At 56.8% G+C, this 18,587-nt stretch carries 15 protein-coding genes; 7 read left to right on the top strand and 8 right to left on the bottom strand.

Going from position 1 to position 18,587, the window contains the following annotated elements:
- The first annotated feature begins 11 nt into the window (after positions 1–11).
- From HMPREF1292_RS05555 to HMPREF1292_RS05585, 7 genes are all read left to right on the top strand, one after another.
- Positions 12–761, top strand: a complete 750-nt coding sequence (locus HMPREF1292_RS05555; protein WP_021351829.1) for a biotin--[acetyl-CoA-carboxylase] ligase — start codon at positions 12–14, stop codon at positions 759–761.
- Positions 761–1,276: a hypothetical protein gene (locus tag HMPREF1292_RS05560; protein WP_021351828.1), complete on the top strand. Its 516-nt coding sequence runs from the start codon at positions 761–763 to the stop codon at positions 1,274–1,276. The genes HMPREF1292_RS05555 and HMPREF1292_RS05560 overlap by 1 nt, the downstream gene beginning before the upstream one ends.
- 158 nt (positions 1,277–1,434) lie before the next feature.
- Positions 1,435–2,682, top strand: coding sequence for a 5-(carboxyamino)imidazole ribonucleotide synthase (locus HMPREF1292_RS05565; protein WP_027017588.1), 1,248 nt, complete (start codon positions 1,435–1,437; stop codon positions 2,680–2,682).
- Positions 2,683–2,758: 76 nt separating this feature from the next.
- Positions 2,759–3,307, top strand: coding sequence for a 5-(carboxyamino)imidazole ribonucleotide mutase (gene purE, locus HMPREF1292_RS05570; protein WP_021351826.1), 549 nt, complete (start codon positions 2,759–2,761; stop codon positions 3,305–3,307).
- A 185-nt stretch (positions 3,308–3,492) separates the two neighbouring features.
- Positions 3,493–4,488 (top strand): bile acid:sodium symporter family protein, encoded by a 996-nt coding sequence (locus HMPREF1292_RS05575; protein WP_023019080.1) that lies wholly within the window; start codon positions 3,493–3,495, stop codon positions 4,486–4,488.
- A 59-nt stretch (positions 4,489–4,547) separates the two neighbouring features.
- Positions 4,548–6,173: a succinic semialdehyde dehydrogenase gene (locus tag HMPREF1292_RS05580; protein WP_023019081.1), complete on the top strand. Its 1,626-nt coding sequence runs from the start codon at positions 4,548–4,550 to the stop codon at positions 6,171–6,173.
- Positions 6,174–6,453: 280 nt separating this feature from the next.
- A complete protein-coding gene (locus tag HMPREF1292_RS05585; RefSeq protein ID WP_369707194.1) occupies positions 6,454–7,764 on the top strand; it encodes an alpha/beta fold hydrolase in 1,311 nt (436 codons plus the stop codon).
- A gap of 36 nt (positions 7,765–7,800) precedes the next feature.
- Here HMPREF1292_RS05585 and HMPREF1292_RS05590 read toward each other — a convergent pair whose 3' ends face one another.
- From HMPREF1292_RS05590 to HMPREF1292_RS05625, 8 genes are all read right to left on the bottom strand, one after another.
- The gene (locus HMPREF1292_RS05590) at positions 7,801–9,330 is read right to left on the bottom strand and encodes an ABC transporter ATP-binding protein (RefSeq protein WP_023019083.1); all 1,530 of its coding nucleotides are present in this window, start codon (positions 9,328–9,330) and stop codon (positions 7,801–7,803) included.
- Positions 9,327–10,163: an ABC transporter permease gene (locus HMPREF1292_RS05595; protein WP_023019084.1), complete on the bottom strand. Its 837-nt coding sequence runs from the start codon at positions 10,161–10,163 to the stop codon at positions 9,327–9,329. The genes HMPREF1292_RS05590 and HMPREF1292_RS05595 overlap by 4 nt, the downstream gene beginning before the upstream one ends.
- On the bottom strand, positions 10,160–11,122 hold the full coding sequence (locus HMPREF1292_RS05600; RefSeq protein WP_023019085.1) for an ABC transporter permease: 963 nt from the start codon (positions 11,120–11,122) through the stop codon (positions 10,160–10,162). Before HMPREF1292_RS05600 ends, HMPREF1292_RS05595 begins: the two co-directional genes overlap by 4 nt.
- The gene (locus HMPREF1292_RS05605; protein WP_023019086.1) at positions 11,119–12,651 is read right to left on the bottom strand and encodes an ABC transporter substrate-binding protein; all 1,533 of its coding nucleotides are present in this window, start codon (positions 12,649–12,651) and stop codon (positions 11,119–11,121) included. The genes HMPREF1292_RS05600 and HMPREF1292_RS05605 overlap by 4 nt, the downstream gene beginning before the upstream one ends.
- Positions 12,652–12,681: 30 nt before the next feature.
- On the bottom strand, positions 12,682–13,734 hold the full coding sequence (locus HMPREF1292_RS05610; protein ID WP_023019087.1) for an LLM class flavin-dependent oxidoreductase: 1,053 nt from the start codon (positions 13,732–13,734) through the stop codon (positions 12,682–12,684).
- 75 nt (positions 13,735–13,809) lie between these two features.
- Complete coding sequence (gene brnQ, locus HMPREF1292_RS05615; protein ID WP_023019088.1) at positions 13,810–15,213, bottom strand: branched-chain amino acid transport system II carrier protein; 1,404 nt, start codon at positions 15,211–15,213, stop codon at positions 13,810–13,812.
- Between the two features lie 106 nt (positions 15,214–15,319).
- Positions 15,320–16,468: a MalY/PatB family protein gene (locus tag HMPREF1292_RS05620; RefSeq protein WP_034645920.1), complete on the bottom strand. Its 1,149-nt coding sequence runs from the start codon at positions 16,466–16,468 to the stop codon at positions 15,320–15,322.
- A gap of 104 nt (positions 16,469–16,572) precedes the next feature.
- Positions 16,573–18,456, bottom strand: coding sequence for an ABC transporter ATP-binding protein (locus tag HMPREF1292_RS05625; RefSeq protein ID WP_027017597.1), 1,884 nt, complete (start codon positions 18,454–18,456; stop codon positions 16,573–16,575).
- Positions 18,457–18,587 lie beyond the last annotated feature (131 nt).

Raw genomic sequence — 18,587 nt, forward strand, 5'->3', positions numbered from 1 at the left:
GAATATTGACCATGAGTTTTGATGCCCACCAGCTTGCCGACGCACTCGAGTTCGCCACTGTTTCCTATGCGGAATCCACCGAATCGACGAATACCGATTTGCTTGCCGACGCCGACGCTGGGCCGTGGACTGTGCGTATCACCACTAATCAAACCGCTGGCAAAGGTCGTTTAGGGCGTGTGTGGGAAGCCCCAGCCGGGGCAAATCTGGCGATGTCGGTGCTGCTCACGCCTACCTCTCTGGACCGCATTGGCACTATCCCACTGGCTGCCGGGCTAGCAGTAGCAGATGCGATCGGTGGTACCCGGCTGAAATGGCCCAATGATGTGCTGCTAGGTGAAAAGAAACTGTGCGGCATTTTGGCAGAAGCTGGTGCCAGTGCGACGGCACCAACGGCAGCCCGCGTGGTAGTCGGCTGGGGCATCAACGTGGCCCTAAGCGAGGAGCAATTGCCTGTTCCGCATGCAACTAGTTTGCAGATTGCCGGAAAAACGACAGATCACACGCAGATCGCGGCAGATGTGTTGCGTAACTTCCACCAGCGCATGCAGCAATGGCAGGATAACGACCCGCAGTTGCTGGACGATTACCGCGCGGCATGCGCCTCAATTGGAGCGCGGGTGCGCCTGGAAACCCATTCGGAAGCCATCGAAGGCACTGTCGATACCGTCACCGATGATGGCCGCATCAGCATCGACGGCAACGCGTTTTCTGCCGGTGATGTCTCCCATTTGCGCCGTAAAGATGGGAACTATAGCTAATGGCGGGCATGCGGAAAGGCGGTAGCCGTGGCCTGTCCATAAAGCCAGACGAACAAGTGCTGGTAGATATGACCGCGCCAAACAGCAACCTGGTTTTCCCGTTTTTGGAAGTCGTGCTGCTTACCGGCCTGGCGTGGATGGGGATTGGCTGGTTGGACAATCCCCATAACCTCGCACAGTTGAATACCGAGCTGCTCGATCCGGCGCTGCTACACAACAGCGTGGTGGCGGTGTGGATGCTACTGGTGGTATGGCGTTTTGTGCTGCCACTGCTGCGCAACCGCAAACAACGCTTCATCGTCACTAACCAGCGGATCGTCGCACGCCCCGCGAAGCTGACCGCGAAAGTAGATTCTATTCCTTTGCATCAGGTATTGGATGTGGCGCGGCGTCGCAAAGGGATTTCTTTGGCAGTGCGCGGGTTTTCGTATCCGCTGTATTTCGGTGGGGTACCGAAATCGAAAAAGGTGGTTGGTGAAATCAAAAACGCCTTGCACCCGAGTCCATATTTTTAGGCCGAGTTTGTACGCGGGTTTGTACGCGGATTTTCCGCTGTCTTTTCCGCATAGTGCGAGCACGATTACAATGTGCAGTTGTGACTAACCCATCCCAGAATCACTCCTCCAATAACGTGCAAGAGAATCCGGGCGAGGCCGCCCGTGCCGCCCGGGGCGTGCCGACGCCTGCTGCTGATCTTCCTGTTGTCGCCGTCGTCGGTGATGGGCAATTGGCGCGCATGATGGCTCCGGCAGCTAGCGAATTAGGCCAATCCTTACGCGTGCTGGCAGGCAAACCTGATTCTTCGGCTGCACAGGTCACCAGCGATGTGTTTGTGGGGGATTACCGCAACCTGGATGACTTGCGCTCGGTTGCCCATGGTGTTGATGTCATTACCTTCGACCACGAGCATGTTCCACTTGCGCATCTGCGCACGCTGCAGGCAGAGGGTGTGAATATCCAACCAGGCCCCGAGGCTTTGGAAAATGCGCAGGACAAACTGGTAATGCGGCGTAACCTGGAAAAGCTTGGCGTGCCGGTGCCAGTCTTTGCGCCGATCACGGATGCCAAAACCGCCCGTGCGTTCTGGGATGAGCACGACGGCAAGGTCTGCCTGAAGGCCTGCCGTGGTGGCTACGATGGCAAAGGCGTGTGGTTCCCAGAATCGGTAGAGCACCTGGAAGCTCTTGTCGACGAATTGCTGGACGAAGCCGTGGAATTATTGGCAGAAACCAAGGTGGATTTCGTCGGCGAGCTCTCTGCCATGGTCGCGCGTGCGCCATCCGGGCAGGTGCAGACCTGGCCGGTCGTGGAATCGGTGCAATCTGGGGGAGTATGCGCCGAGGCCATCGCACCCGCTCCTGGAATCTCCGAAACACTGCGTCGGCAAGCTGAGCAGCTGGCGGTGACAGTCGCAGAAAAACTGGATGTCACCGGCGTATTAGCTGTCGAGTTGTTCTACTACCGGGATGCAACCGGTGCAGAGCAGTTGAGCGTCAATGAGTTAGCGATGCGCCCGCACAATACCGGCCACTGGAGCCAGGATGGGTGCGTGACTTCCCAGTTTGAACAGCACCTGCGTGCGGTGATGGACTATCCGCTTGGTGCTACGGAACCTACGGCGGCGGTGACTGTCATGGCTAATGTGCTGGGTGGGGAATCTGATCCCGAGATGCCGATGCGCGAACGTGTGCGTGCAGTCTGGCAGCGTTTTCCGCAGGCCAAGGTGCATTTATATGGCAAGGATTATCGTCCAGGTCGCAAGATGGGGCATGTGAACATCAGTGGTGCTGTTACTAACCCTGGCGATGCCGCAGATGCTAACCCAGGCGAAGCAGCAGACGTTGCGGAAGTTCGTCGGCAAGCCAAGCTGGCTGCTAATTTCGTGGTTAATGCCAGGTGGGACGACGGCTATACCGGCTAGTCTGAACATCAGCTAGACAGCACGAACACAGATACGGCGGAAAAGACGCCACTGTGAGCACAAGAAGGAGCCAGAGATGAGCCAAGAAGCTGCGCAGAAGGAAACGCCAAAGAATAATGGTCCTGTAATCGGGCTCATTATGGGGTCGGATTCTGATTGGGACACGGTGAAGCCTGCCGTAGAAGTCTTTGCGGAGTTCGGGGTGCCTTTTGAGGTCGGTGTGGTTTCCGCCCATCGCACCCCGGAAAAAATGTTGGCCTATGCGAAACAAGCGCACACTCGTGGCATCAAGTGCATCTTGGCCTGTGCTGGTGGCGCTGCGCATTTGCCGGGCATGGTGGCGGCGGCAACCCCGCTTCCGGTGATTGGTATTCCACGAGCGCTGAAGAACTTAGATGGTCTGGATTCCTTGCTATCTATCGTGCAGATGCCGGCCGGGGTTCCAGTGGCTACGGTCTCGATCGATGGGGCGAAAAATGCTGGTTTGTTAGCAGTGCGGATTTTGTCGGCGGGGCAGCCGGAACTTGTCGACGCCATGGCGGAATATCAGGAGAATATGGCCGCTGAGGTAGAACGTAAAGATCAACGCCTGCGCGAAAAACTCGAACGCATGGCCGATGAATAATGCTGATCTCGATTGACTCTGCAAAGACATCGTAGACAACCCGGGGGGGTGAGCACCGGGCAAGCCCAGGCATTACGGTGAGACCAAGCGTGCGCAACAAGGGGGATCGGCACTCGGTTGAATAAAAATACCCGGAAAATTGGCTGTGAACTGACACTGCGCGTGTGATCCGTCATACTATTTGAATGAAAACCTCCGAGGACCGCTCCGCAGCCATTGCCGTGACTGCCTTTCCGGCTTTTATTCTGGTCGGAACCATCATTGCGTATTTCTTCCCCGCACCTTTTGTACCTTTGAGTGGGGCGATTACCTATTTTCTGATGGTGATCATGTTTGCGATGGGGCTGACATTGACCATCCCAGACTTTCAAGAAATTGCACGTAGACCGTGGCCCGTGTTCATCGGTGTGGCGGGGCAGTTCGTGATTATGCCGCTATGTGCAATTGGTGTCGCCAAGCTATTGGGGCTGCACCCGGCCCTTGCCGTGGGGTTGTTGATGCTGGGGTCGGTGCCGGGTGGTACTTCGTCAAATGTGATCGCCTACCTTTCACGGGGCGACGTTGCGCTGTCGGTGGCGATGACATCCGTTTCCACGTTGCTTTCACCGATTGTGACTCCTCTGCTTATGCTGGCTTTGGCTGGGGAAGACATCGCTATCGATGGTGTCGGTATGGCGCTAACCTTGGCACAGACGGTGCTGGTTCCGGTGGTTGGTGGCCTGATTCTGCGCTGCATCTTTGACACTGTGATTGCGAAACTTACCCCTATTCTTCCGTGGGTATCCATTCTCGGCATCGGGGGAGTGGTGTTTCCTACAGTCGCTAATAACGGAGAGCGGCTTGCGCAGGTAGGCGTGATCGTCATTATTGCCGTTTTGTTGCACAATGTTTTTGGCTACCTCTTAGGCTATGCAGCTGGAGCTTTATTGAAGATGCCGCCATCCTATAACCGAACGATGGCGGTGGAAATCGGAACCCAATCAGCCGGATTGTCTTCGGGCATGTCTGCGAAATTTTTCACCCCTGAAGCAGCCTTGCCTGGTGCAGTCGCTGCTGTGCTGCACAACATTACTGGAGCTTTGTATTCTGCGATCGTGCGACGGTTTTCTAGCGAAATCCCGGAAAACTCGGGTAGCAACGATGCCGATGTGGTTGCTCCGGTAACACCTACAAGCAATTAAAGAAAAGTGCTTCATAAAAAATCCGGAGTAGTAGCTGGTGCCAGCTATAATTGCGGGGCATGACCTTCCAACGTGCCGTCCCGAAACGCTTGTCTTTAGAACCATTGCCGGAGAAATTCGCGGAACACCTACGTTCTTTTGCGTTTGCGGGTCACGATTCTGTAGACATGGCAGCGCCGGAGCGCATTGACGTAGCAGCGCCGGAGCGCATTGACATTGAATCCCCTTTATTGCAGCAGCCACTTGGTTGGGTGCCGAAAGTTGGTGCCGACGCCACCTGTGCTGCTTTTCGTGCCGCGCGTGCTGTGCAGCCCGAATGGCACCAATTGGGAGTGAAGAAGCGCGCGAAAATCATATCGAAGTTTCATGATCTCGTGTTCAGCAACCGTGAGCTGATCATGGACCTGGTGCAGCTGGAGACGGGCAAAGCCAGGGCAGGAGCGTTCGACGAAGTTACCGATGTGGCTAATAATGCTCGTTATTATGCCGGGCAAGCACCGAAATTGCTGCGCCCACAGAAAAAGCGTGGTGGAATGCCGGTCTTGACCAAAACCTACCTGCACCATGATCCGAAAGGCGTGGTCGGGCAGATCAGCCCATGGAATTATCCATTTAGCTTGGGTATTTCTGATGCAATTCCGGCGTTGCTGGCAGGCAATACGGTTGTTGCCAAGCCGGATTCACAAACTCCATTCACTTCCTTGCTGATTGCACATTTGTTGTCTGTAGCAGGGCTTCCCGACGGCGTGTTTACTGTGGTAATTGGCTCCGGCGGGGTAGTGGGTACCGCGATTGCCGAGAACTGTGACTTTTTGATGTTTACTGGATCGACCGCCACTGGGAAGGTTTTGGCGGAGCAAGTCAGTAAGCGCTTGGTGGGGTTTTCTGCGGAATTGGGTGGCAAAAACCCGATGATCGTCGCCAGTGATGCCCACCTGGATACCGCGGTGCGGGCGATAACGCACGCATGTCTGTCGAATACCGGCCAGCTTTGTGTGTCTATTGAACGTATTTATGTCGACCAGGATATTTACCAGGAGTTCTGTGAGCGGCTCGCAGATTCCTTCCGTGCACAAAAGCTCGGCGGCGCGTTGGACTGGAAAAACCAGGTGGGGTCGTTGGTTAGTGCAGGGCAGCTGGAAACCGTGGAAGAATTCGTCGCCGATGCCAAGCGCGCCGGGGCCCGCGTGCTCACTGGTGGGAAACCCCGGCCGGATTTGGGGAAGTATTTCTATGAGCCGACGATTCTGCTCGATGTCCCAGACAGCGCCAGGCTGCTGCGCGAAGAAGTCTTTGGCCCAGTCGTGTACATCCAGCCGGTGGCGAATGTTGACGACGCCGTCGCAGCGGCAAATGGCACCTGTTATGGGCTGAATTCTTCGATATTTGCTGCACCAAAAACTGCTTGGAAGCTCGCCCCACGTATTCATGCCGGATCGGTCAATATCAATGACGGTTATGTGGCAGGGTGGGCCTCTATTGATAGCCCCATCGGTGGGTATAAAGAATCGGGGGTGTCGCGTCGGCATGGTGCAGAGGGGTTATATAAATACACGGAGCCGAAAACAATCGCACAACAACGTGGTTTCCCCATTTGGGGGCCACAGTGGTTATCGCAAAAATCCTGGTCAAAAGTGTTGTGGAGGAGTCTTTCTTTAGGCAAGAAGACAGGTTTGCTGCGATAGCATCTTTTCGTTATAGTAGGAAATGTCTTCACAGGCCGTGGCCTTGGCCACCACCCCCCCCGAGTGGCCCTGGCCCTCCTGTTGGAGGCGCTGCCCCGTGGAATTCACCCCCCCCGAAATTCCACGGGGCCCAAAAATTTCTCTGGCCTTCCGCCCCCAAGTATTCCCGGGGCGGTGCCGCAGAGGGCGAAGTGGTGCATACTGCAGGCTCGAAGAAGAGTCCGGGCCGAACTAAAACCTTGACGCGTCGCGTATGCATCACTAGACATAAGTTATGTCTCTGAAAACCACTTCCAGTCGTCATTTTGGTCATAACCTCAAAGAACACACGCTCACCGTCCCTTGGGACCCACAGAATGCCTCCGCTGGCAGCTTCGAGCTCTACGCCCGCGAAATTTACGCCGACGGCAATGAAGATAAACCCGCCATCGTCTACCTGCAGGGTGGCCCGGGATTTCCCGCCCCACGCCCCTTTGGTGGTGCAGGTAAAGTCGCCGGTTCAGATATCGGCGGGGTGATAGGCAAAGCCCTGGAAGAATTCCGTTTCATCCTGCTAGACCAGCGCGGCACCGGCCGCTCCCACCGCATCGATAGCGCCAGCCCAGCCGAAGACTTAAGCGTCGAACGCCTATCAAAACTCCAGCAAAACTATATCGTCGACGATGCCGAAGCCCTACGGAAAGCTCTGGGCATCGAAAAATGGTCCTTGTTCGGGCAATCCTTTGGTGGCTTCTGCATCACCTCCTACCTCTCGCGCTACCCGGGGGCAATCGAGCACGCGTACCTCACCGGTGGCCTACCCGCCACCAGCGTGGGCATCGATGATGTCTACCGTTCCACCTTCGACAAAGTGCGGGCTCGCCACCACGCCATGTATCGCGAGTACCCCTGGATCGATGAGCGCATCCGGGAGGTTTGCCACCACCTGGATCAGTCCCAAGAACTCTTGCCGACGGGCGAGCGGCTGAGTTCACGCCGCCTGCGCACCGTCGGTATTACCCTGGGGCAGGGTCCGGGATTCCACACCTTGGCATACTTATTCGAAGATCCATTCCGCACTGTCGGCGGCGAAAAGCGGCTGAAGACAGACTTCTTGACCAGCGTCGCCGGCATGGTATCTTTCGCTGATGGTCCGTTGTACGCCGCGATCCACGAGTCCATCTATGGCGGTGTGGTTACCCCAGGCGCTACCAACTGGTCCGCGCACCGCATCCGCGAAGAAATCCCAGGTTTCGAAGAAAATGCCGACCCTCGTTCGCAGGAACCGTTCTACCTCACTGGCGAACACGTCTTCCCGTGGCAATTCGATGAGGACCCTGCGTTGCATGCCTTCCGGCAAGGTGCGCACGACCTGGCGCAGCATGATTTCCAGACCTCGCCTTATGACCGGGAAATTTTGGCAACTGCCCCAGTCTCGGCCGCAGCTGCATATTTCGATGACATGTATGTGCCATTCGAACTGTCGTATGACACCGCGCGTGCTTACGCGGACTGCCGCCTGCACGTGACCAACCTGTATCAACATGACGGCATCGGCTATGCTGGCGCAGAAATCTTTGACGTGTTACGCGATAAGGTGCGCGATTTTTAAAGCCGCTGTGCAAGCCTACTGTGCAGGCTATTCCGGCTATTTTCCGGCTGCTTTGCGGTATAGTGCAGCCGCTAGCAGACGGGCGGTGTAATCCTCAGCCGGATCCTGCCAGATCTTGTCGACGGCGCCGGCCTCCACAATCTGCCCGTCGCACATGACAATCACCTCATCGCAGATCTGGCGCACTACGTGCAGGTCATGGCTGACGAATACCAACGTTAGTCCGTAATCATCGACCAGCGAATCGAGCAGGTCGAGCACTTGGCAGCGCACAGAAACATCGAGTGCGGAGACAGCTTCGTCGGCAAGCAGAATATCCGGGTGACCAGCAACGGAACGGGCAATGGAAATGCGCTGACGCTGGCCGCCGGAAAACTCGTGTGGCAGACGTCCGGTGGCATCTGTTGGCAGACCGACCTCGGCCAGAATCTCGCCGCTGCGCTCATCGCTGCCGCCACCCTCGGCAATGATGCGGCCAATGCGTAGCCGTGGGTTCAGCGAAGAAAACGGATCCTGGAACACCATCTGCACCCCGGCTTTGACCTCGATATTCCCGGTGGTCGGGGCCTCTAATCCTGCTATGAGTTTCAGCAGGGTGGATTTCCCGGAACCGGACGCACCCACGATTCCTAGACGCTTACCTCGGCGCACCTGCAGGCTGATATTGCGCAGCACCGGAGTTGTGCCATAGGCGTGTGTGACTCCCTCCAGTTCGATGATCGGGTCGGCCTTGGCCAGGGCACTGAAGGAACCCTGGGAGCCCGATTTTGTGCCTGCCGTGCGGGCGGGGAGCTGATAACGAGACGCCGCCAACAGCTGTTTCGTATAAGGCTCACGCGGACTCTGGAATACCTGTGTGCTTGCACCACGCTCCACGACGTGTCCTTTGTGCAGAACGAACACGTCGTTGCACATGCGCTGAATAACATCCAAGTCATGGCTGATGAATAACAACGCCATGTCACGTTCGCGAACCAAGCGTTCGATAACACCGAGTACCTCATCTTGGGCAAGGACATCCAGTGCCGTGGTCGGCTCATCACAGACCAGGATGTCCGGATCCTGGGATATAGCCAGTGCCAACAACACCCGCTGACGCTGACCACCGGACAATTCGAAAGGGAAACGGGAAACAAAATCCGGTTCTAGACCCACCTCGGCCAACAGCTGGCGGGCATTGTGGCCTAGCATCCGACCGATTTTCATCAAAGGATCCAATGCGCTCATTGGTTCCTGAAAAACCATGCCGATGCGTGTCCCGCGTAGCTGACCCCAGCGCTTCTCTTGCCTACGGGCACGCCTGCGCACAGCCAGCATTTCCTCACCATCGATGCAGATCGAGCCGGTAGCTTGTACGCCACGCGGGCACAGCCCCAGCAGGGCCAAAGCCGTCAGTGATTTTCCCGACCCAGACTCCCCAATGATCCCAAGACGCTGACCCGGTCTAAGAGAAAAACTGAGGTCGTTGACCAGAACCTTATCCCCAGCGTGAACCTGCAGTGCATGCACGGCTAACAGACTTGGTGCCTGCGCCCGGCTCATCGTGCTTTCTTGTGCACTCATCATCGCGTCCTCCAATGTGCTGCACGGCGTGGATCCAGAACGTCGCGCAGGCCGTCGCCAAGCAGGTTAAAGCCCAACACGGTCAGAGCAATTGCCAACCCCGGCCAGACCGCCAGCAGTGGAGAAGTACCCAGTTGGGTCTGCGCTGCCTGCAGCATTAACCCCCATGATGGATGCGGTGGGCTGACACCCAGGCCTAAGAAACTTAGTGCGGCCTCGGCCAAAATCGCCAGGGAAAACGCCACCGACGCCTGCACAATGGCCATCGCGCGAATATTTGGCCAAATATGGCGCCATGCGATGACCAGCTCTGGAACCTTGGAAATGCGCGCCGCCGAAATATAATCCTGCGTGAGCACTTGCAGCGCGCCAGCACGCGCGACGCGAGCAAAGCCTGGAACCCCAGAGACCCCAATGGCTAACATCGCGGTAAGCACCGATGGCCCGAACACCGCCGCAGCAACAATCGCCAACAACAGCGCCGGGAAGGCAAGCAGTAAATCCGCACCTCGCATAATCACCACATCTGTCCAGCCACCACGCATGGCTGCCCACACCCCAAATGGAATACCCAGTAATCCAGAAATGCTCACGGCAATGACCCCAACGAATAGGCTCACCTGCGCGCCCACGAAAAGACGGGAAGCAATATCGCGGCCGAAGCGGTCCGTGCCCAACCAGTACTGTGCCGATGGTCCGTGCAAGCGATCAGCTGGGACAGCCTGCACCGGGTCGTGTGGAACCCAAAACAACGAAACCACCGCCAGCACCACGACCACACCTACAATGCTGGCCCCCAAGTAAAGGGAGAAACTTTTCTGTATGGCTGGATTCATGATGCACGCACCACCTTGCCACGCCGCAACCGCGGATCAATAAACCGGTAAGCGAGGTCCACACACAGGGTGACCGCTAAAGTGAAAAACACCAACACCATCACCAGCGATTGCACAGTTGGTAAATCCCGGGAATTGACCGCATCCAACAACATGGAACTCAAACCGGGAAGGACAAATACCCGTTCTATGACCACAGCGCTGGCCACTAGCGTCGCAAGTTGCACCCCGGCTACCGTCAATACCGGCAGGGTAGCGTTGCGCAGGCCATGCCTGCCTAAAGCCTGCAATTGGGTATACCCACTGGCCCGGGCGGTACGCACGTAGTCCTGTTCGATTACTTCTAACACGGCAGAGCGCACATAGCGCGTCAAAATTGCTGCCTGCACCAAAGCTAAAGCCACCACCGGCAACCCCAGGCGTGCCAGGAAACCAGCAAAACCATATTCCGGCGGTAACCAGCCACCAGCCGGTAACCAGCCCAAATGCACAGCAAAAATAGCGACGAGCACAACCGCTAAAAGAAACGACGGCACTGCGATGCCCAATTGCACCAGTCCGGACAACACCGCGGCATCCGGCTTACCATGCCGATATGCCAGCCAGGTGCCCACTGGTACCGCGATCACCAAGGACAACGTCATGGCCAACCCCACCAAAATCAGCGAGACCTGCGCACGGTCCCAGACCAGGGGAGTGATGTTTTCTTGCGACACCAGCGAAGTACCGAAATCACCACCGAGCAAACCGGTGATCCAATCGAGGTACTGCACCAGCAATGGACGATCCAGCCCGAGTGCCGCAGAAAGCTTCGCGACGTCTTCGTCACTAGCAGAAACCCCAAGGGCCACCCGCGCCGGGTTGCCGGGGGCTGCGCGAAGCAACAGGAAAATTAGCACTGACGCTAACGCCAACAAGACCGCGAACCGTGCGAAAACCCGGGCCAGGGCACGAATCATGATGCCTCCCGAAGGCGAGCTAACTCAATCGCATCGGTGACCATCGTTGGCTGCACCCCAGAAATTGCTGGAGAAGAAAGCACAATATTGGGCAAATTTGCAATGCTCAGTGCACCGGCATCTGCCATGATCTGCGCGATAGCCTCGGTTATTTCTTCCGCAGGGGCGGAGCTACGTCCTGCGGCGTCGAAAAGCTCGCGGACGCGAGCATTGTCATAGCCCAAATAATAATCTGGGTTGCCGAACATGTGCTCAGTGTCCCGGGCTTCCATATGCGCGATGATGGAGGCCTGATAATCCGCCGCGCCATGCACCTGGTTCAGCCACACCGCGGGAAATTCGACGGTTTCCACCGCCACGTGAAAACCCACCTCGCGCAACTGGGAATACACCAATTCTGCCAGTAATTTCGCATACGGTAGCGACGGTACAGTCAACGTCACTAGCTCTCCGTCATAGGAACTTGCAGCAAGTAATTCTCGCGCACGGTCTGGGTCGAAAGGATAAAAATCGCCAGGAGCGGAGCTTCTGGCAAGCACATCGGTGAACCACGGGTCCGTGGGCGAGACCGGCGCGCCCGCAGTATCGGTGGCATAACCAGAAAAGACCACCTCGTTGGCGGCTTGCCGGTCGATCGCGAAGGCTACAGCCTGACGCACGAGAGGATCGTCGAAAGGCACGGCGTTGTTATTCATTGAGAAAATGACCTCGCCATTGGTAGTGCCGATATCGACGTTGATCTCACTATCGAGTGAGCCCAATAGCTCGGGAGCCTGCATTGCCCACACCAGATCGACTTGCCCGGACTGTAAAGCGTTTACTGAAGAGATGGCATCGGAAAAATAGCGGATCTCCACCGACGAGCTGGCAGGAGTGCCCCAATAATCATCCCGTGGGCGGAATCGAATTGACTCCCCTGTGGCAAAACTTTCCACGAGCAAAGGGCCCGTGCCGACGGGATCGCTGGCTAATGATTCCACCCCGGTAGGCGACATCATAGCCCCGATAGTGGTGCCCATTGACCACAGCCATTGCGAATCCGGATGCTTTAGCTGCACGCGCAAAGTGTGCTCGTCCAAGGCTTCGGCCGCAGCGACGACATCCATGCCGGACTTCAAACCATTCGTCCACTCATTTTGCACATAGTGAATGCTAAAAGCTGCTGTTTCGGCAGTAAAAGGCGTGCCATCCGAAAACTTTACGTCGTGGCGCAGCTGAAAAACATACTCGGTGCGATCATCTGAAACCTGCCAATCGGTGGCCAAAAACGGGGCGATTTCGCCTGCGCTATCGATGCGTACCAGGGTTTCGTATACGTCGGGAAGCAGTGCGCTCGGAGCCGCAGAACCACCGGCGTTGGTGAAATCAAGAGAGCGTGCTGCAGAGGTGGAGGCCAACACGATCGCATCCGCGCTTCCGGGTCGCGCATAATTGGCGGTGCTGCCAGCGGAGCACCCCGCTACTAGCAGGGCAGTGCTAGCTAAGACAGACAACCAGCGAAAGCTGCCGGTGCTGAATTTCTGTGACATTGCAGATGATTCTGAGTTGATGACTCTGAGTTACAGCTTCCACGTATTAGCCAAATGCTGCATGCTAGCCGCTGTGTGCTCGTAGCTCGGGCCTTGTAAGGAAACCATCAACTCGTCAGCAGATGCGGTGGCAGCGAACTCCTGCAGATAGGCACGCACCTCGTCTTCAGTACCCATGGCCGTGTAATGAAGCATCGAGATAATTTGCTGGCCCTGCGGTGAGTTCACCAGATCGTCGAGCTGGGTATCGGTAATTTTTGCGCCCCGGGCCGCGAACATCCGCACACGTTTTCGCGCAACCTCTTCGAACTGAGCCTGGGCGCGCTCTGTCGTCTCATCAGCAACGACGTTAACTGCAGCGATGACATAGGGTTCGGCAAGATACTCGGAAGGCTGGAAGTTCTCGCGGTAGTAGCGTGTGGCGTTTTCCAAATGCTGCGGCGCAAAATGTGAGGCGAAAGCATACGGCAGGCCATATTTCGCCGCCAGGGAAGCGCCAAATAACGAAGAGCCCAAAATATAGAGCGGCACGTGGGTGTTCCGGCCCGGAATCGCGACGACTCCGGGTACTGGGGAATCTTCCGGGGCGCCCAAATAGCCCTGCAATTGGCGGACATCGTCCGGGAAGTTTTCTGCTGCGCGCGGATCGCGGCGTAAAGCACGGCCCAAAGTGTGCATATCAGTGCCCGGTGCGCGGCCGAGGCCGAGGTCGATCCGGCCAGGGTACATCTCAGCCAGGGTTCCGTATTGCTCGGCGATGGAATACGGTGCGTGGTTTGGCAGCATCACGCCACCAGCACCCAGCCGAATGGTCTCGGTATGTGCGCCCACATGCGCCATAATCAGCGAAGGCACAGAAGACGCAATCTGTGGCATGTTGTGGTGCTCGGCGTACCAAATACGCGCAAAGCCCAGTTTTTCTGCAGAACGGGCAAAATCCACTGAACGCCTCATAGTGGCGGCGGTGGATTCGCCGGGGTACATCGTGCAGAAGTCGATCAGGGACAGGGGAATGTTACGCGCGGAATCACCAGGGGTAGTGGTTGGATTAGCGGCAGCGGAGGCAGATTCGGGCTTAGACATAGTGTCCGCCAAATTAGTCCGCGTTTATGCTCCGCGCAATGTTGGTTTATGCTCCGCGCAATGTTGCACAAAGTTTTAGGCTTCGTGTACTGCTTCCTGGCGCACAGGAGCTTGCTCGCTGGCTTTGCGAGGTTTCGACATATCCAGAATGACACCGATGATTACAGCGACAATAACCGGCAACAGCCAGCCCAAGTTCACGCCGTGCAGTGGGGTCCAGCCGATGATCGGCTCCAGGCCCTCGGCGCCCTGGGAAACAGCCACCATGATCGCGGACCATACAACTGCGGTCCACAAACCGAGGCGGAAAGTGAAATAGAACTTCAGCTTGCCGGCGAAGATTGGCTCGATCAGAGTTAAGAAAATCAGGGTGATTGCTGGCGGGTACAGGAAGATGATGATTGGGACGGCGATGTTCAGCACGAAATCCAGACCCTGTGCGGCCAGTACCAGGGAGATCACGGTGAAGATGATCGCCCATGTGCGGTAGCCCATCTGTGGGGTCAGCGTGGAAAAGAACTCAGAAGTTGACGAGATCAGGCCGACGGCGGTGGTCATACAAGCCAGCAAAACGATGAAAGCCCAGATGATCTGGCCGGGGGTGCCCAGCGCGGATTCCGCAGCAGCAGACAAAATTGCAGCACCTGAATCATGGTCTGCCGCACCGGGAAGCATTTGGCCGATATAGCCCAGGCCAATGTAAATGACGGCCAAGAAAGCACCCGCGATGATACCCGTGGTGATTGTGCCGCGAACCAGCTGGCCACCTTCGGAAAAACCTCTGGTGCGCAGCGTGGAAATGATGACGATGCCGAAAGCCAGACCGGCGATGGAGTCCATCGTCAGGTAGCCTTCGAGCAGGCCGGTGGTGAATGCGGACTCCGAATATTCTTCGGAAGCCGTCAGATTTTGCGCATCAAAACCGGTGATCGCAGAGATCACCAGGATAACCAGCAAGATTGTTAAAGCTGGGGTCAAAATACGCCCCAGGGTGTCCATGATGGTGGTTGGGCGCCAGGCCAATGCCAAGGCCACACCGAAGAAAATTAGGCAGAAAACCCAGTTCGCAGCAGTGCCTTCGAAACCCAAAATCGGGGTGATCGCGGTTTCAAAGGATACGGCTGCGGTACGAGGTAATGCATAGAACGCACCGATAGAAAGGTAGGCCAACAGCGAAAAGACCAGGCCGAAGATTGCTCCGCCACGAGCAGCTAGGTCGCGGACGCTGTGACCGGAAATGGCGATGGCGATAATTGCGAGCACCGGCAAAATCACACCAGAGCCGACAAATCCGAGGATCGCTGGCCAGAAGTTTTCGCCGGACTGTACGCCTAGCATCGGCGGGAAAATCAGGTTGCCGGCGCCGAAGAACATCGAAAACAGCATCAACGAACTGAAGATGATGATGCTGATGCCGGGACCGGACTTCGCAGAACCCCTGGAAGAGCCCTGCGGAGCCTGGGTAGCAGCTGTAGCCATAGTGTGTCACCTTAACTTTTTGGGTGAGTAGTGATGAAGAATATTCAGAATACTGTACACAGACCCTAATCAGTGTGCGGTGATGGGACTAACAGATTGCCATATTTTATTCAGCAGCCCGCTTGTCGACGGCTGTTTTGATGCGAGCGATTGCCTCTTCCAAGATTTCCCGCGAGGTCGCGAAGTTTAGGCGTGCGTGCCCAGCGCCACCGGTGCCGAAGTCCGTGCCTTCATTCAGACCGACCTTCGCGTGCCGACGCAACCACTGCGCTGGGGTATCCAGATCGCCTAACGCGGTGTCACGGAAATCTAGCCACATCAGGTAGGTAGCGTGCGTGGCAGAAACCCGCAATCCTTCGACGGCCTCCGGCAAAGCCTGCACTAACCAATCGCGGGTGGCACGCAGATACTCCACCTGCGCGTCCAACTCGCCACGGGCGTCGCGGTAACAGGTTTGCGAGGCTACGATGCCTAACGTGCCGGTGCCGTCTTTGGCGACGCCGGTTAACTGTGACCATTGTTCGCGGTCTGCGTCATTGGAAAAGATGATCTGCGCGCACTTTAGCCCGGCGATATTCCAGGCCTTTGATGCGGCCGTGACGGTGAAACACACCCGGGCGGCTTTCTCAGATAGCGAGGCCGCCGGTACATGTCCGCCGTCATAGACCAGCGGTGCATGGATTTCGTCGAGTAATAACCGTGCGTCGTAGGCGTCGGCAAGCTCTACCAAGCGGGTCAGGGTTTCGCGGGAAAAGACCTCGCCCAGCGGGTTATAGGGGTTCGACAGCACCAGTGCACCGGCGCCGTTGCGGAAGGCACGTTCGATCTCATCGAGATCTAGCCCTCCATAGGCAGAGACTTCAATTTTCTCGCGGCCCGCGGTGCCCGGCAGTTCCAGCAGCGGCGGATAAGACGGGGTAGGGATAATGACCGCGGAATCCTCGCGCGTGAAATACTGCAGTCCGAGCAGCAAGCCACGCACGACATCCGCGCACCAGACGATATTGTGCGGGTCGGGCCGCCAACCAAAATAATCGGCATAAAAATCCGCGACGGAATCTGCCAGATGTGTTGTGTGCGGCGCTGGGGAATAGCCGAAGGTTTCTGCTTCTACCGCATCCCGGATGCGCTGGTGCACCGGCGCGGCGGTGGGAAAATCGCTCTCGGCGACCCACAACGGCAGCACGTCGTTATCAAAAACCGTCCACTTGCGGGTGCCACGAGCCCGGAGCTGCTCCAGATCCGGGAAGTTCAACTGGGGTTTTTCTTGCTGGTTTAGCTGTTGTTTCTGGTGTGTAGTCATGCATTCCAGCCTAGTGACAGTCGCGCATGAGCTCAGCTGGGAAGCGCTGCCACCACTTAGTTAGTGCTGTCGTGCACCATGCCGTAGCGCTGAAAATGCTGGCGTTGTTCCTCTGTGACCTGCTTATCTGGGTTTGCAGAGACCGATTCTGAAAGCTTCAACAACTGTGCATATATTCCACCACTGCGCGCCAATTCCAGCGGCGAACCTGACTCGACCACCTTGCCTTTTTCCAAGGTGAAGATCGTATCGACGTCCGCGATGGTGGACAGCCGGTGCGCGATAATGAGCGTGGTGCGATCTTTCATCAGCTCTTCCAACCCGGCCTGCACGCTGCGTTCTGCCTTGGTATCCAGCGCAGAAGTGGCCTCATCCAGGATCAACAGCGGGGCATCTTTCAACATGGCGCGCGCGACGGCCACACGTTGTTTCTGCCCGCCGGATAGTCGCAGGCCACGCTCGCCGATCACGGTGTCGTAGCCATCCGGGAACTCCGAGATGAAATCGTGTGCATTGGCCCGACGCGCCACCGCAACAATCTCGTCGTCACTGGCATTAGGCTTGCCGTACGCAATATTTTCGCGGATAGTGCCGGAAAACAGGGATGGTTCCTGGAACACCACGCCGACGGACGAACGCAATTTCTCCGGGCTTAACTCTGCGGTCTCGTGGCCAAGCACGGACACGCTGCCAGCTTGCGGCTGGTACAACCCCAGCAGCAAGTTCACCACGGTGGATTTACCGCCGCCGGATTCGCCGATCAACGCGATCTTGCTACCCTGCGGTGCCGATATGGAGATATCGTTGAGCACGGGTTTGCCTTCTTCATAAGCGAATTTCACGTTGCGGAATTCGAAACCGGGCTCGGTTTTTTGCTGCTGCAGCGGTGCCGGGATTGCCGGATCCACCTCGGGTACGTCTGGTGCGTCGATGGTGTTGCGCAGTTGCGGGTTGGCGCTGTCGTCAAGCTCTTCGTCCATGATGCGGAAATAATCCCGCGAATTGGCCATGGCTTTTTGCGCGGCGTCGACCAGAAACGACAGCATAAACACCGGGGTCTTCGCCATGTTCATCAGCTGAATGAGCATGACCATTTGGCCGAGCGAGAAATGACCTTCCAGCGTGCGCCAGAAAATCAGGGCGTAAATGCCGAAAAACAGCACGGCGGTGGTCAACCCACGCGCAATATCCATCGAATGCCACCAGCGCGACTGTGGGCGAGTGATAGAAACTGTACGACGATAACCGTTGCCGAAACTGGCCAGCTCGCGTACCTCAGAAACGAAAGATTTGGTGATTTTCACCTGGCCGATGGCCTCGGCAAAGCGCGAGTTTGCAGTATCGATTTCTTCGTTTTTCTCGTGTTCATAGCTTTGCCAGCGCTTGGACGTCAATGCGGTTAGCCACAGGTACGTGGGGAACAACAGCGCCAACAACACCGCCAATGGCCAGTAATAAAAAATGGTGATGCCCAAAATCACGAACAACTGAATGATGATCGTGAACATGTTGTTCGAGAAATACTGGATAAACTGCGTGACCGCGTGGATGGAACGATCCAGCCGGGCGATAATTGCGCCGGTGTTCTGGTTATCGTGAAAGCGCTGCGGTAATGCCAACAGCTTCGCGTAGTAGCGCGTCGACAAGATCTGCCGCAGGCGTGCCGACATCATGTCTCCCCAGTATCCGCCGAGGTTGTCGACCAGCACGCGCACCGCATCGGCGGCAAACAGCGCGACGGCCAGCCAGAGTACCGTCGTCAAGATTGCGGAGGTATCGCTGCCTTCGCGGATCCCCTCGGCGATCACGTCTGTGGCCTGGCCGACCAAAAACGGCCCGATCATCGAGACCACCGCGACCACGACTGCGGATACGATAACGCCTAAATACAGTGGCCACAGCGCCGAGGCACTGCGCATGATGCGGAAAAGGGAAGACACGAAAAATTCACGCTTTCATAAGGGTTTGCTGATCAGTCAGGGTGCAGAACTTACCATTGTGCCACTGTCCGCGAACATCTGTTGTGCTGCAGTATCCGGTTATAGCTTTCGGTTACCATAGACGGGACGTA

Source organism: Corynebacterium sp. KPL1995 (genome assembly GCF_000477935.1).
Classification (GTDB): Bacteria; Actinomycetota; Actinomycetes; order Mycobacteriales; family Mycobacteriaceae; genus Corynebacterium; species Corynebacterium pseudodiphtheriticum.